This window comes from Sphingobium sp. B11D3D (assembly GCF_025961755.1).
In the GTDB taxonomy this organism is placed as follows: Bacteria; Pseudomonadota; Alphaproteobacteria; order Sphingomonadales; family Sphingomonadaceae; genus Sphingobium.
On the sequence record NZ_JAOQOG010000001.1, the window covers coordinates 1182430 to 1196179 of the forward strand.

A 13750-nucleotide genomic window follows, 5' to 3' on the forward strand; every position below is an offset into this window, starting at 1 on the left:
AGAAGCCGCACTCAAGAGTCAGAAAAGCGCCCGGCCAAGGGTAGGTCGGGCGCTTTCATTGTGTCGAACATTCTGGCCATCGCGACTTCTTGGCTTACCCCGCCCAGATGCGCTCGCGATACCATTTCGTGATGATGTACTTCACGCCCGAGCGCACCTTCATGCCGTGATGGATGGTGGCCGGGTTCATTGTCCCGTCCGGCAGGCGATTGTTCCAGGCGACCAGCTTGCCGGTTTCCGGCTGGATCATCTTGTCCACCTGGGTGAAGCGCGTGGCGCCGCCGGCGGCGGGCTGGTTGAGATAGACCATCAACGTCCAGGTGCGGTTGCCCGAGCGACCGCAGTAGCGCTCAAAATCCATGCCGCCGGGCTCGAAATAATCGGTATGCGCCTTGAATTCCTGACCCACGGCGTAGCGCTGCCCCTGCAGCTGCTCGCCCTGCGCGGGATCGATGCCGCTATAGGCCGCGAGCTTGGCGTTGATCGCGGCGACGAAGGGGTCGCTATCCTCCAGATCGCAGGTCTCGCTGGTGCGGAAGGCTTCGTAGCCGAGATCATCGGCGATGGTGGAGGGCCGGCGGTTGGCTTCGATGCGGTCGATCAGCCCTGCGCATTCGTCCGAATCGAGAAAACCCTTCTTCACGAACAGCGTGAGGTCGCGCCGAGGGAGGCGCTGAATGCCCGGCTGACCGGCAAGAAGAGGTGCGTCGAGCATCGACATGGCTTAGCGGTGCGTCTAGCAACGGGAGCGGAGCCGGATCAACCGCTCCACGGCGATTATTTTTGCGGGGTAGACGGCGTCCGACCGGCCATTCAGCGCATCTCAGCGCCGGTTGTCATTTTTTGGTAACCATGGTGAAACGGATCAGTCATACACCGCGCATAGGCAGCGCTTGCTTTGCTGGAGGGCATCAAATCTAGGATGCGGTGGACCGATCTCATTCGGCGCGCGCGACAGGGCCGGCCCGCCGGTTCTTCCAGCCTCGGTCAATGGATCGAGGCGGTGCTGCTCGTCGTCCTCATCATTCAGATCGCCCGGCTGCTCTGGGCGCTCGGCACGCCGGTTGGCCTGTTCGGTGACTGGCGCGCGCGCGAGCCGGTGCTCGTCTCTGCGGATGCGCGGAGCGCCCTGTTCGCCGGCTTCGATCCGTTCTTCCGCAACGGCGCGAGCGCGGGCGGTGGCGTGCAGCAAGTCACGTCCCTGCCGTTCCGTCTGTTCGGCATCCGTCTCAACGAGGCGTCGGGCCAGGGCTCGGCGATTATCGCCAATGAGGCGGGTGAGCAGGCCAGCTATGCCGTGGGCGATCAGATCGCCCCGGGCATCATCCTCAAGGCGGTGCAGTTCGATCATGTCGTCATCGAGCGCGGCGGTGTCGGCGAGACGCTTTACATCGATCAGTCCGGTGGCGACGCGCCCGTGGTGCCCGCGCCGCCGGCCGAGGGCGGCCCTGCCATGCCGCCGGAGATGACGACCGGCGCCGGCCCGCAGGCGCCTGCCGCGGCGTTGACGCCCGATTCGGTGATGAAGGCGGTCAACATGGCGCCGCGCAATCAGGACGGGAAAGTTACCGGCATCGTCCTCAACGCCGGCAGCGATAGCGGCGCACTGTCACAGGTCGGCTTCCGGCCCGGCGACATCATCGTGCAGATCAACGGGCGGCCCGTGACGTCCATGGGCGACATCGCCCAGTTGCAGGCGGCGCTCCGGCCCGGCGCGCGCCTGTCCCTCATGGTCGAGCGCGGTGCCTCCACCGTGCCCATCTCACTCAATCTCCCGGAACGCCAATGACCCTGCTTCCCAAATTCCGCCGTTTCGCCGGCAGCGCCATGATCGCGCTGCTGCTCGCCGTGCCGGCGGTCGGCCAGTTGACGCTGAATGTGCGGGATGCCGATGTGCGCGCCTTCATTCAGGATGCGGCGCGGGTGACCGGGCGCACCTTCATCATCGACAATCGGGTGCAGGGCAAGGTTTCGGTCGTGACGGATCGGCCGCTGTCGCGCTCGGAATATTTCGAGATCTTCCTCTCGACGCTGCGCGCCAACGGGCTGGTCGCCGTGCCAGCGGCGGGCGGCGCCTTCCGCATCCAGCCGGTCGAGGGCGCGGCGGGCCAGCCGGGGCAGGTGGGCCGGGCTGCCAACAGCAACCAGTTCGTGACGGAAGTCATCCGCCTGCGCTCCATCGACGCGCAATCGGCGCTGGAAACGCTCCGCCCGCTAGTGAGCCGCGATGGGTCGATCACCGCCAACCGCTCCGGTCGTTCCATTGTGGTCGCGGATTATGCCGATAATATCCGGCGCATCCGCCAGGTGCTCGCGCAGGTGGATACGGATGGATCGACCACGCAGCTCATCACGCTGAAAAATGCCGGCGCGCGAGAGATCGCCACCTCGCTGCAAGGTCTGCTTGCCGGAGAGGAGGGCGCGCCCTCCCGCGCCAGCATCGTCGCGATCGACAGTTCCAACAGCATCGGCTTGCGCGGTGACGCGACGACCGTGCAGCGCCTCGCCGCGATGGTGCGGGATATCGATTCGCGCGCCGCGTCGGGCACGGAAATTCGCGTCTATTGGCTCCAGCATGCCGATGCGGACAAGATGCTGCCGGTGCTGCAGCAACTGCTGGGTCAGGCCGGGGTGGTGTCGGAGACGCCGGCTGCCACGAATGCGCCCGGCGCGCCCGCCGGCGCAGGCAGCGCACCGGTGGCCCCCGCCGCCACACCGGCGAGCAGTTCGAGCGGGGGCGGCATCGGGCGCGGCCCCGCCGTCGTGACGCGCTATGAGGGCGCCAATGCCGTGATCGTCGCCGCCAATGGCGACACGCAGCGGATGCTCGGAGAAGTGATCCGCCAGCTAGATACCCGTCGCGATCAGGTGCTGGTCGAGGCGATCATCGTCGAAATCGGCGACAATGCCGCGCGGCAGCTCGGCGTGCAGTTCCTTGTCGGCAGCACGTCGACCGGCTTTGCCGCGACGAACTATTCCAATGCCAGCCCGAACATCCTGACGCTGGCCGGCGCGCTTGCCGCCCGAAATCTGAGCCAGACGGAGACGGTGGTGGTGGCGCCCGACGGCACGCGCACCACGACCACGACGACCGAGAATAGCGGCCTTGCCAATCAGCTGCAGAGCGCGGCCGTCGATTCGCTGGCAGCGGCGCGCGGCGGCTTTGGCGGCATCGCGACGGAACTGGGCAGCAACGGCGTGTTCGGCGCGATCATCAACGCCGTCCAGTCGGATACCGAGAGCAACATCCTCTCGACGCCGCACATCACCACGCTCGACAACCAGCAGGCCAAGATGCTCGTCGGGCAGGAAGTGCCGGTTGCGACGGGCGAGGCGCTCAGCCCCAATTTCGATAACAAGTTCCGCACCGTGCAGCGGCAGAATGTCGGCATCATGCTCGACGTGACGCCGCAGATCAGCTCGGAAGGGACGATCAAGCTGTTCATCAAGCAGGAGGTCAGCAGCGTCGCCGGGCCGGTCTCCAATAACAGCAGCGATCTCATCATCAACAAGCGTGAGTTCGAAACGACGGTGCTGGTCGATAATGGCGACATCCTCGCCATTGGCGGCCTGCTCGACGAGAATGAGCGCCGGACGATCGAGAAGATCCCGCTGTTGGGGGACATTCCCCTGATCGGTGAGCTGTTTAAGTCGCGCAGCCGGGCGAAGGCCAAGACCAACCTGATGGTCTTCATCCGCCCGACGATTCTCGGCAGCCGCGCCGATGCGCGCAAGATGACCGCCCAGCGCTATGGCTATATTCGCGGCCAGCAGATGCTCGCCAACCCGGATGTCGAGCCGTCCATCGATCAGCTGGTGCGCGAATATCTGGGGACGACGCCGCCGGTCGCCGAGCCGAAGCCTGGCGATCAGGTGGTCGACGGGCGGATCGCGACCGGGCAGGAGGTGCGCTCCCAGCAGGTCGTGCGGCCGGGCGCGGTCAAGACGACGGACGTGCCATGAGCGAGCCCGAGCGCCCCGCTCAGGCCGAAGGCGCGCCCCTGCCGGTGCCGGCTGAACTGATGCCGCCGGTGCAGGCATCTGACGAACCCGCGCCGCTGGTTCACGAGACATTGCCGGTCGATATTCCCTATGCCTTCGCACGCAAGCATGGCGTGGTGCTGGTGGCGGACAAGGCCGAGGCGGATGCCGCGCAGCCCCGCCTTGCCGTCGCGATGCGGGAGGGCGCCGATCCGCGCGTGCTGGTGGAGGTGCGCCGGCATCTTGCCCGCAGCTTCGATGTCTCGATCGTCAGCCAGCAGGATTTCGACAAGCATCTCTCCAACCATTACGCGATGGAAGGCTCGGCGGCGGCGATGGCCGGCTCGCTCGCCATGGGCGGGGACGATCTCGATTTCATCGCCGGCGACCTGCCGACCGCCGAGGATCTGCTCGACAGCGGCGACGATGCCCCGGCGATCCGCCTCATCAACGGCATTCTCGCCGAAGCGGCCCGGCAGGGCGTCAGCGATATCCATATCGAGCCTTACGAAACCGGCCTCGTCGTGCGGATGCGCATGGATGGCGTGCTGACCGAGACGCTGCGGATGCCGCCGCATGTCGCGCCGGTCGTCGTCAGCCGCATCAAGGTGATGGCGCGGCTGGACATTGCCGAGCGCCGCGTGCCGCAGGATGGCCGCATCGGCCTCACGCTGGGCGGCAAGCTGCTGGACGTGCGCGTTTCGACGCTGCCCAGCCGGGCGGGCGAGCGGGTGGTCATGCGTATCCTCGACAAGGAGAACGCCGGCATTTCGCTCGATGTGCTCGGGCTGACCGGCACGGCCGATGGCGTCTTCCGTCGCGCGCTGGAGGAGCCGAACGGCATCATTCTCGTCACCGGCCCGACCGGCAGCGGCAAGACGACCACGCTCTATGCCGGCCTGCGTCAGTTGAACGATGGCAGCCGCAATATCCTGACGGTGGAAGACCCGGTGGAATATGCCATCGAGGGTGTCGGCCAGACTCAGGTCAATGCCAAGGTCGGTCTCACCTTCGCCGCCGGTCTGCGCGCCATTCTGCGCCAGGACCCCGATGTGGTGATGGTCGGCGAAATTCGCGACCGGGAGACGGCGGAAATCGCCGTGCAGGCCTCGCTCACCGGTCACCTCGTGCTCTCGACCGTCCACACCAATGATGCCGTCGGCGCCATCACCCGGATGCGCGACATGAAGGTGGAGCCATTCCTGCTCGCCTCAACGCTGCGCGCGGTCATTGCCCAGCGGCTGGTGCGGCGGCTGTGCCCGCATTGTCGCGAGCAGGTGCCAGCGGACAAGTCCGTCAGCGCGCTGCTCGGCATCGATGAGGGCACGCTGATCTATCGCCCACGCGGCTGCGACCAGTGCGGCAATAGCGGCTATAAGGGCCGGATCGGCGTGTTCGAGGCCATTCGCGTGGATGAGACGATCCGCCGGATGATCAACGAGGGCGGCGATGAATCGCGCATTGCCCGCCACGCCTATCTCAATGCCCCCAATCTGATTTCCGCCGCGCGGGCGCTGGTGCTAAGCGGCGAGACGAGCGCGGAAGAGGCGATCCGCATCTCGCGGCACGAAGCGGTCGATGCCTGAAGTCGTGATGCCTGAGAACGGCCATGCCTGAGTTCGACTATGTCGTCATCGACGGCGCCGGGCGGGAAAAGCGCGGGCTGATCCGCGCGGAAACCGCCACCGATGCACGCAGCGCGCTGGCGGCGAAGAAGCTGTTCGTGGTGCGCATCGGCGAGGGGCGGGGTTCCTCGGGTACCAAGGCCGAAGGCAAGGCCCGGCCGGCGCGCAGCCTGCTCAGCTTCGAGCGCAATCGGCTCTCCAATAAGGATCTCACCTTGTTCACGCGCCAACTCTCCACGCTGGCGCAGGTCTCGCCGCTGGAAGAAGCGCTGCGTACGATCACCCGGCAGAGCGAGAAGCCGCATGTCCGGGAGATCGTCTCGCGAGTCCATCAGGGCGTGGTCGAGGGGCGCACGCTGGGAGAGGCGATGGGGATGGACCCGCGCAGCTTCCCCGGCCTCTATCGCGCGATGATCGCGGCGGGCGAGCGGTCCGGCAGCCTGCCCATGCTCACCGAGCGGCTGGCGGTCTTGCTGGAACGGCAAGCCGTGATGCGTTCCAAGCTGTTGACGGCGCTGGCTTATCCCACCGTTCTCGCGGCGTTCGCGGTGATCGTCATCATCTCGCTGATGATCTTCGTGGTGCCGCTGGTGGTCGAGCAGTTCGATACGCTGGGCCAGCAACTGCCGCTGCTCACCCGCGTCGTGATGGGCATCTCGAACATGCTGGCGAGCTGGTGGTGGGCGATCCTCATCCTGTTGGTCGCGCTCGGTCTGATCGGCTGGCGGGCGCTCAAGAATGAGGATGTGCGCCTGCGTGCCGACGCGATGCTGCTTGGCGTGCCGTTCGTCGGCCGGCTGCTGCGCGATCTGCACGCCGCGCGCATGGCCCGCACGCTGGCAACGATGGTGCAGAGCCGCCTGCCGGTGATGGAAGGCCTCTCGCTCACCGTGCCGACCATCCACAACCGCGTGTTGCGGGCTGCGACGAGCGAGATCGTGGAGTCGGTGCGCGGCGGCGGCAGTCTTTCCGCTGCGATGCGTCGCGCCGATGTGTTCCCGCCGCTGCTCGTCTATCTCGCGGCCAGCGGCGAAAGCGCCGGCCAGCTCGACCTGATGCTGGAGCGCGCCGCCGAATATCTGGAGCGCGAGTTCGACAGCTTCACCGCTGCGGCGCTCTCCATGCTGGAGCCGCTGATCATCATCCTGATGGGTGGTATCGTGGCCATCATCATCCTCTCGATTCTGCTGCCCATCATGCAATTGCAGAATCTCACCGGTGCCGGAGTCTGACTCATGAAGTTCGCGCGTTTTCTTGCCTCCTCCCTTCGCCGCAAGGCACGGCGGTCGCGATCCTTCGGGCCTGCCCTGCGGGGGCCGCAGCGGCCGAGCGAGCAGGGCTTCACGCTCATTGAGCTGCTGGTGGTGATCGTCATCATCGGCCTGCTCGGCACCATCGTGGCGATCAACGTATTCGGTGCGCTCGGCACCAGCAACGTCGCCAAGGCGAAAGCGGATATTTCCGTCATTGAATCCGCCCTGGAGCAATATCGGCTGGATAATCTCACTTATCCCAGCACCAGCGATGGCCTGAACGCGCTGACCGCGCCGCCGCCGGGCCTTGCCCAGCCGGAGCGCTATCGCGTCGGCGGATATGTCAAGAAGCTGCCGAACGACCCGTGGGGCAAGCCTTATCAATATGCCGCGCCCGGCCGCCATGGCGCCTTCGACGTCTATTCGCTGGGCGCTGATGGCCAGACAGGAGGCGAGGGCGAGAATGCCGACATCTATTCGAGCGATCTTTAAGGGCAGCGCACCGGCGCCGGTCCGTCAGGGATATTGAGGCATGAGGCGGGGCACGCCCGGTCATCGGCAGGGCTTGCCCATGTCGCGCCGCGCGTGCGCATCCGCCGGCTTCACCTTGCTGGAAATGCTGGTCGCCCTCGCTATCTTCAGCCTCGCCGCTCTGGCGCTGGTGCGTCTGCAGGGCGTCTCGGCGCGGACCTCGGTCGATCTCAACAGCCGGACCATGGCGCAGATCGTCGCGCGCAACCTCATGATCGAACGAATGACCGATCCGCAGCCGCCAGCGCTGGGCGCCAGCAACGGCGTGGCCGAGAATGGCGGCCGCAAATGGCCGTGGATCCAGCGGGTCGCCAAGGGCGAAGACGGGCGCTTGCTCATTGTGACGGTGCGCGTGGATGCCGGGCCGGGCCAGTCGCCCGCCGTGCTCACCTTCGGGCGACCGGCGCAATGATGCGGCGGGCACCAGCATCTCCTGTGAGGCGCGGCACGGCTGGCTTTACGCTGGTCGAGCTGATGGTCGTCATCGCGATCATCGGGCTGATCTCGGGCGCGGTCGTCCTGACCATGGCCGATCCGCGCGGGCGGGTTTCGGGCGATGTCGACCGCTTTGCCGGCCGTGTGCATGCCGCGCGGGACAGCGCCATCATTGCCGGAAGCCCGGTCGCCCTGTGGGTCTCCACCACCGCTTATGGTTTCGAGCGGCGGGCGCAGGGGCAGTGGGAGCCGATCACGGAAGGACCGCTGGCCGCGCATGACTGGTCCGGCGAGACCCGCGCCGCGCTCGGCCAGCAGACGCGCCTGCGGGTGATGTTCGACAGCGTCGGGCAGGCCGATCAGCCGCTTGATTTTGCGCTGGAGCGTGACGGGCAGAAACTGCCGGTGCGCATGACGCTGGATGGCAAGGTGACCAGCGGTGACTGACGCGCGCGCTATTGGCCATGCCCATGCGGGCGAGGATGGCTTTACCCTCATCGAGCTGCTGGTGGCGGTGATGATCTTCGCCATGCTCGCGACGGCCGGTGTCGTGCTGTTGCGCACCAGCGTGGACGGACAGGCTGCAATCAGCCGCAATCTCGATGCGCTGGCCGATGTGCAGCGTGGCGTGTCCCTGCTGGATGCCGATCTCTCGCAGGCTGTGACGCGGATCAGCCGGACGGAGGCCGGAACGTTCGCGCCGGCTTTTTTCGGCCGCGCCGCGCAGAGCGAGGAGCCGCTGATCCAGTTCGTGCGCGCGGGCTGGAGCAATCCTGCCACATTGCGCCGACCGACCTTGCAGAAGATCGAATATTGGTGGCGGGACGGGCGGCTGGAACGCATCGGCTACCCGGCGCTCGATGGCGCGCAGCCGCCGGCCCCATCCGTGCTGTTCGAGAATGTGACCGCGCTCAGCCTGCGTTACCGGGCCCGCAACGGCGCCTGGCAGGACCGCTGGGCGCCCGCCCGGCCGACCGAACTGCCGACCGTCGTCGAAATAACCGTGGAGCGCCGGGGCGCCGCGCCGGTGACGCTGCGTTTCCCGGTCGGCACGGCCATGTATCAGCCGCCGGCTGAAGGGGCGGAGGCTGCCAGTGCGCCCTGACCCCCTTCATGCCAGCGCGGCAATACCCGCGCGTGAGCGGGGCGCTGCGCTGCTCACGGTGCTGCTGCTCGTGGCCATTCTTTCGGTCGTGACGGCGGTCGCGCTGGATCGGCTCACATTGGCGAGCCGGATGACCCGCAACATCGTCTCGGCCGATCAGGGCCGCGCCTATCTGCTGACCGGCGAGCAGATGGTGGCCAATCTGGTGAGCGACCTTGTGGCGGTGAATGCGGATCGCACGACCCTGCAGGGCGGCTGGCTGGGCCGCGACCAGACCATCTCCGTGCCCGGCGGCGCGGTGACCGTGCAACTGGTCGATCGCGGCAACTGCTTCAATCTCAACAGCCTGGTCGTGGGGCCGGAACCGGCAGGTGGGGTAGAGGGGGATACCTCCACCATGCAACTCGCTGCCCGGCCGGTCGGCATCGCTCAGTTCGCGGCACTGATGCGTTTGCTCGGCGTGGATCAGAATGCCGCCACGCAAATCGCGATTTCCGCCGCCGACTGGATCGACAGCGATTCAGAGCCGGGCAATGGCGGCGCGGAGGACAATTATTATGCGGGGTTCGATCCGCCCTATCGCGCGGCCAACACATTGATGGCCGATCCGAGCGAGCTGCTGATGGTCAATGCCATGACGCCGCAGGTCTATCAGCGCATCCGCCCGTGGGTCTGCGCCTTGCCGACGACGCGGCTCTCGCCGATCAACATCAATACGCTGCTGCCGGGGCAGGCCGTGCTGCTGGCCATGCTCGCGCCGGACGGTCTCGGGCTCGAACAGGCGCGGCAGGTGCTGGCGCAGCGCCCTGCGGATGGGTATGGCAGCGTGAACGCCTTCTGGTCTCTCCCGCAGCTTGTCAGGCTTGCGTTGCCCGAGGATGTGAAGAACCAGACCGTGGCCAAGACGCGCTGGTTCGAAGCGACGTTGCGGGCGGATCTCGGGGGAGACCAGGTGAGTGAGATTGTGCTGATCGATGCGGAGACGCAGCCGGCCCGGCTGATGCGCCGCCAATGGGGTGACGAGAGTTGAAGCACGATTATGTCATTGTTCTGCCGCGCGAGAGCGACACGCCCCCGGTCTGGTATCGGGTGGCGGACGAGCAGATCGTGCGGCGCGGACGCGGCACCGAATGGTTTCCGCCCGAACAGGCGAACGAGACCGAGCCCGCCGTCGGCCACGCCATGCTGGTGCTCCCGCCGCATGTGACGACGCTCCACTTCATCGCCTGCCCCGGCATGACGCCAAAGCAAGGCGCCGCCGCCGCGCGGCTGATGGCGCTGGAGGCGAGCATTGGCGATGGCGACCAGCTTCACGCCGCCGCTGCCGCCAATGACGATCCCGATGCGCCGCATGTCGTGGCCGTCACCAGCCGCAGCGCCATGGCGCATTGGGTGGACTGGGCGGCAGAGCATGGCATCGCGCAAGCAAGCCTCGTCCCCTCCGCGCTGCTGCTGCCGGCGCCCGAGGACGGCTTTGTCCATGCGCCCATTGGCGGCGCGGACGTGGTGCGCGGGCGCGACAGCGCGTTCGATGGCAGCGAGCCGCACGCGCCGCTCATCATCGGCGAGGCGCCGCTGACCCGTCTGCCGCCGGATAATGTCGATGAGGCGCTGTTGCTGGCGCTGGCGACGCCGCCGCTGGATCTGCGGCAGGGTGCCTTCGCCCGCCGCGCGCCGGCTCTTTTCGGTAGAGATCGTTGGCGGCGCATGGCTATCATGCTCGGGCTCATTTTGCTGGCCAGCCTTATCGTCTCGCTCATCACCATCGTTCGGCTGAATGCGGAGGCCTCCCGGCTGGACGCGCAGACCGTGGCGATTGCGCAAAGCGTCGATCCCGCGGTGTCCGATGCGGCCGGTGCAGAGGCGCGCGTGACCGCCTTGCTCGGCGCGCGGGGCGGGCGCGGCGGGTTCACCGGCACGGTCGCCGGGCTGATGAGCGCCATGCAGGTCAACGCCAATGTCACGCTCACCAGCATCAATCAGGGCAGCGATGGCGCGCTGCGGGTGCAACTGTCCGCCAATCAGGCCGAGGAGATCAATGAGGTGCTGATCGCCATTCAGGAGGCCGGCTGGCGGATCAGCGCCAATGCCGTGCAGCAGCGCGGCGCGCGGATCGTCGCCGATATCACGGTGGTGCGCTGATGCAGGGGCTGCGGACCTGGTGGGCCAATCACAGCCTGGCCGAGCGTCGCTTCATGGCGGGGCTGGGCATCGTGGCGTCACTGATATTCCTGTGGCTGGGCGTCTGGCGCCCGGTCAATGATGGCCTGGCAGCCGGCTGGGAGCGGCAAGGCGCCGCGCTGGATCGCTATGCGTCGGTGCGGGCCATGGTCGCGGAATTGCGCCAGAAGCCGCCAAAGCGCGTGCAGGGCGAGCGCCTTGCGGTCGATCAACGCATCGGCCAGACAGCAGCGGAAGCGGGCTTCACGCTCGATCGCGCCGACCAGCAGGGGCAAGGCCGCATGTCGGTGAACATCGCCTCGGCGCGCGTCGGGCCGTTGCTGCAATGGATCGCGCGGCTGGAGGCCGACGGGGTTGCGGTCCAGACGATCAGCATCGTCCCCGGCGCGGCAGAAGGCACCGTCTCCGTGCAGGCCGTGTTCCAGGAGACACAGCCATGATGGCGATGGTCCAGACGACGCGGGCGCGCATCATGCTCGGCGTGATCTTCCTGATCGCCCTGCTGGTGACATGGCCGCTTTATGCCGCCTTCGCGCTGTTCGGCCTCAAGGACATGGGCGTCGCTGCCCGATCCCTGCGCGGGCCCATCTGGTGGGGAGGCGCCGAGGAGCTGCAGATCCGCGGGGTTCAGCTGGGCACCGTGGATGTATTCCTGAGCCCGATCCAGCTGTTCGTGGGCCGCGTGCGCATCGACATCGTGCGGCGGCTGGGCGACCGCGATGACATCAGCGGGGCCTTCACGCTGGGGCTCAACCGGCGTGGTGTGGATGATGTGACCGGATCGGTCGCGCTCGGCGCACCGCTGGCGCCGCTGCCGGTGAGCCGGGTCGAGTTCGAGGATATGACCGTCCACTTCTCCGGCGGCATGTGCGCCAAGGCGGAAGGGCGGGTGCGCGCGCGCGTGCCGGCGATCATGAGCGGGCTGGGCCTCGCCAATGGCCTTGCCGGCGCGGTGCGCTGCGCGGGCGATGCGGTGGAACTGCCGCTGGTCAGCCAGTCCGGTCAGGAGCAACTGTTCGTGCGGATCAAGCAGGACGGCAGTTATGAGGCGACGATGCGCATGCGCACAACCGATCCGCTGATCGGCGCGGCGCTGGGCGCCAACGGCTTTCAGGCAGTCAATGGCGAGCAGGTGCTGCGGACCGTCGGCCGGTTCTGATCGCCTGATGCTGGGGGCCGATCTGTTGCGCGTGGCGCTGGGCTGCGGCCTTGGTCTCATCGCCGGCAGTTTTCTCGGCGCCGTCGTCACCCGCTGGCCGCGGGGCGAATCGGTGATGCGCGGGCGCTCCGCCTGCGATGCCTGCGGGCGGACATTGGGCGCGATCGATCTCATTCCACTGCTCAGCGCCCTGATGACGCGCGGCCGCTGCCGGACCTGCGGCGCCCGAATCGATCCGGCGCATATGATGATGGAACTGGGTGCAGCGCTGATCGGTGGCGTCTGCGCCTGGCTGCTGCCGTTGCCCGCTGCTGCGCTGGTCGCGGTCGCGCTGTGGATCTTGTTGGCACTGGCGGTGCTGGATGCACGCCATTTCTGGTTGCCCGATGCCTTGACGTTGCCGCTCGCCGTGCTGGGCCTCACGCTGGGCGACTGGCTGGTGCCCGCGCCTTTTGCGGACCGCATGATCGGCGCCGCCATCGGCTATATCGGCCTGTTCCTGCTGGCCATGAGCTACCGGCGCCTGCGCGGACGCGATGGGCTGGGCTTGGGGGATGCCAAGCTGCTCGGCGCCATCGGAGCATGGCTCGGCTGGCAGCTGCTGCCTTTCGTGCTGTTGCTGGCCAGCATGGGCGGGCTGATCTGGGCCGTCATTCTGCGCCTCAAGGGGCGGGCGCTGACCAGCGATATGCGCTTGCCGTTCGGCACCTTCCTGTGCCTCGCTGCACCGCTGGCCGCTGCGCTAGCGTGGACCATCGCCCGGTGACGGTGATGCGTTAAGGGAACGTGGACAGAAGCCGACCTGACCCAGCATCAGCTTTCATGAATGACAGGAAAGGGAGGGCCGGTCAGGATTGGCGTGGGGAGCGGACGTTCGGCCCCGATCACCGCCGACACAAACTCGCGTTTTTCGGCGCAAGCGGGTAAGTATGTCGTATGAAGGAATTTGTCCCAATCGTCGTGTCTACTATCGGCATTGTCGGCGTGATTGTCGGAGCATTGCTTAACGAGTTCGTGCGCCGGCGCAATCGACGAGAACTTTTTGCTCCAAGCATCTTTGAGAAGCGTCTGGCAGCTTACGAGGGCCTCATGGAACAAATCTCCCAAGGCTCTAACGTTGCGGAGGAGGTTATACAAAACTACAATTTGACGAAGGAACAACGCACTGAATTGATTGGCGTTGTCGTTCACTCAATCGCAGAATTCACTGAAAAGCACCGTCTCTATCTTGACGAAGATCTTTCCGTTCACTGTATGGCGCTATTCATGGGCGTTGAGGACATTCACGACGCGTCAACAGGCAATCAGCAAGAGTTGTTAGCCAACTACCGTCAGATGCGAAAAGAGGCATTGAGGATGGCTGTCGAGGATTCCGGGGTGGCCGAAATTAATCGGCTCTTCAAGGTAATCAACAAGCCCAAGATCGACGGGGCGCTCATCCGTTATTTCCGCAAGGCCAAGTTGGAAAATACGTAGGACG

Annotated in this window: 15 protein-coding genes; 14 read left to right on the top strand and 1 reads right to left on the bottom strand. The window is 66.4% G+C overall.

The features are described 5' to 3' along the window. Positions 1 to 94: 94 nt before the first annotated feature. Entirely contained in the window at positions 95 to 721 is a 627-nt protein-coding gene (locus M2334_RS05585) for a prolyl hydroxylase family protein (RefSeq protein ID WP_181560242.1), read from the bottom strand. Positions 722 to 922: 201 nt separating this feature from the next. Between M2334_RS05585 and M2334_RS05590 the strand changes: the two genes are divergently transcribed. From M2334_RS05590 to M2334_RS05655, 14 genes are all read left to right on the top strand, one after another. Beyond that, the gene (locus M2334_RS05590) at positions 923 to 1789 is read left to right on the top strand and encodes a type II secretion system protein N (RefSeq protein WP_264587593.1); all 867 of its coding nucleotides are present in this window, start codon (positions 923 to 925) and stop codon (positions 1787 to 1789) included. Next, positions 1786 to 3963 (top strand): type II secretion system secretin GspD, encoded by a 2178-nt coding sequence (gene gspD, locus M2334_RS05595; protein WP_264594119.1) that lies wholly within the window; start codon positions 1786 to 1788, stop codon positions 3961 to 3963. The genes M2334_RS05590 and gspD overlap by 4 nt, the downstream gene beginning before the upstream one ends. A gap of 59 nt (positions 3964 to 4022) precedes the next feature. After that, positions 4023 to 5567, top strand: a complete 1545-nt coding sequence (gene gspE / locus M2334_RS05600) for a type II secretion system ATPase GspE (RefSeq protein WP_264606041.1) — start codon at positions 4023 to 4025, stop codon at positions 5565 to 5567. Positions 5568 to 5590: 23 nt separating this feature from the next. Further along, a complete protein-coding gene (gene gspF / locus M2334_RS05605) occupies positions 5591 to 6838 on the top strand; it encodes a type II secretion system inner membrane protein GspF (protein WP_264594120.1) in 1248 nt (415 codons plus the stop codon). A 3-nt stretch (positions 6839 to 6841) separates the two neighbouring features. After that, positions 6842 to 7351 carry a type II secretion system major pseudopilin GspG gene (gene gspG / locus M2334_RS05610; RefSeq protein WP_264570909.1) on the top strand — a complete coding sequence of 170 codons (510 nt, stop codon included), beginning with the start codon at positions 6842 to 6844 and terminating at the stop codon, positions 7349 to 7351. Positions 7352 to 7430: 79 nt separating this feature from the next. Next, a complete protein-coding gene (gspI, locus tag M2334_RS05615) occupies positions 7431 to 7802 on the top strand; it encodes a type II secretion system minor pseudopilin GspI (RefSeq protein WP_264594121.1) in 372 nt (123 codons plus the stop codon). Positions 7803 to 7825: 23 nt separating this feature from the next. Next, positions 7826 to 8272 carry a GspH/FimT family pseudopilin gene (locus M2334_RS05620; RefSeq protein WP_264594122.1) on the top strand — a complete coding sequence of 149 codons (447 nt, stop codon included), beginning with the start codon at positions 7826 to 7828 and terminating at the stop codon, positions 8270 to 8272. Then, on the top strand, positions 8265 to 8930 hold the full coding sequence (gspJ, locus tag M2334_RS05625; RefSeq protein WP_264570907.1) for a type II secretion system minor pseudopilin GspJ: 666 nt from the start codon (positions 8265 to 8267) through the stop codon (positions 8928 to 8930). Before M2334_RS05620 ends, gspJ begins: the two co-directional genes overlap by 8 nt. Then, entirely contained in the window at positions 8920 to 9960 is a 1041-nt protein-coding gene (gene gspK, locus M2334_RS05630) for a type II secretion system minor pseudopilin GspK (RefSeq protein ID WP_264570906.1), read from the top strand. Before gspJ ends, gspK begins: the two co-directional genes overlap by 11 nt. Then, positions 9957 to 11072 (top strand): type II secretion system protein GspL, encoded by a 1116-nt coding sequence (gspL, locus tag M2334_RS05635; RefSeq protein WP_264604966.1) that lies wholly within the window; start codon positions 9957 to 9959, stop codon positions 11070 to 11072. Before gspK ends, gspL begins: the two co-directional genes overlap by 4 nt. Next, positions 11072 to 11551: a type II secretion system protein M gene (locus M2334_RS05640; RefSeq protein WP_264604967.1), complete on the top strand. Its 480-nt coding sequence runs from the start codon at positions 11072 to 11074 to the stop codon at positions 11549 to 11551. The genes gspL and M2334_RS05640 overlap by 1 nt, the downstream gene beginning before the upstream one ends. Then, a complete protein-coding gene (gspN, locus tag M2334_RS05645) occupies positions 11548 to 12270 on the top strand; it encodes a type II secretion system protein N (RefSeq protein WP_264604968.1) in 723 nt (240 codons plus the stop codon). The genes M2334_RS05640 and gspN overlap by 4 nt, the downstream gene beginning before the upstream one ends. Positions 12271 to 12277: 7 nt before the next feature. Next, the gene (locus tag M2334_RS05650; RefSeq protein WP_264604969.1) at positions 12278 to 13036 is read left to right on the top strand and encodes a prepilin peptidase; all 759 of its coding nucleotides are present in this window, start codon (positions 12278 to 12280) and stop codon (positions 13034 to 13036) included. Between the two features lie 170 nt (positions 13037 to 13206). Continuing rightward, positions 13207 to 13746 (top strand): hypothetical protein, encoded by a 540-nt coding sequence (locus tag M2334_RS05655; protein ID WP_264604970.1) that lies wholly within the window; start codon positions 13207 to 13209, stop codon positions 13744 to 13746. Positions 13747 to 13750 lie beyond the last annotated feature (4 nt).

What these genes read in the sequence shown, in the direction of transcription:
- M2334_RS05585 (WP_181560242.1), bottom strand. Translation starts at nt 721, where the DNA reads ATGTCGATGCTCGACGCACCTCTTCTTGCCGGTCAGCCGGGCATTCAG.
- M2334_RS05590 (WP_264587593.1), top strand. Translation starts at nt 923, where the DNA reads ATGCGGTGGACCGATCTCATTCGGCGCGCGCGACAGGGCCGGCCCGCC.
- gspD (WP_264594119.1), top strand. Translation starts at nt 1,786, where the DNA reads ATGACCCTGCTTCCCAAATTCCGCCGTTTCGCCGGCAGCGCCATGATC.
- gspE (WP_264606041.1), top strand. Translation starts at nt 4,023, where the DNA reads ATGCCGCCGGTGCAGGCATCTGACGAACCCGCGCCGCTGGTTCACGAG.
- gspF (WP_264594120.1), top strand. Translation starts at nt 5,591, where the DNA reads ATGCCTGAGTTCGACTATGTCGTCATCGACGGCGCCGGGCGGGAAAAG.
- gspG (WP_264570909.1), top strand. Translation starts at nt 6,842, where the DNA reads ATGAAGTTCGCGCGTTTTCTTGCCTCCTCCCTTCGCCGCAAGGCACGG.
- gspI (WP_264594121.1), top strand. Translation starts at nt 7,431, where the DNA reads ATGTCGCGCCGCGCGTGCGCATCCGCCGGCTTCACCTTGCTGGAAATG.
- M2334_RS05640 (WP_264604967.1), top strand. Translation starts at nt 11,072, where the DNA reads ATGCAGGGGCTGCGGACCTGGTGGGCCAATCACAGCCTGGCCGAGCGT.
- gspN (WP_264604968.1), top strand. Translation starts at nt 11,548, where the DNA reads ATGATGGCGATGGTCCAGACGACGCGGGCGCGCATCATGCTCGGCGTG.
- M2334_RS05650 (WP_264604969.1), top strand. Translation starts at nt 12,278, where the DNA reads ATGCTGGGGGCCGATCTGTTGCGCGTGGCGCTGGGCTGCGGCCTTGGT.
- M2334_RS05655 (WP_264604970.1), top strand. Translation starts at nt 13,207, where the DNA reads ATGAAGGAATTTGTCCCAATCGTCGTGTCTACTATCGGCATTGTCGGC.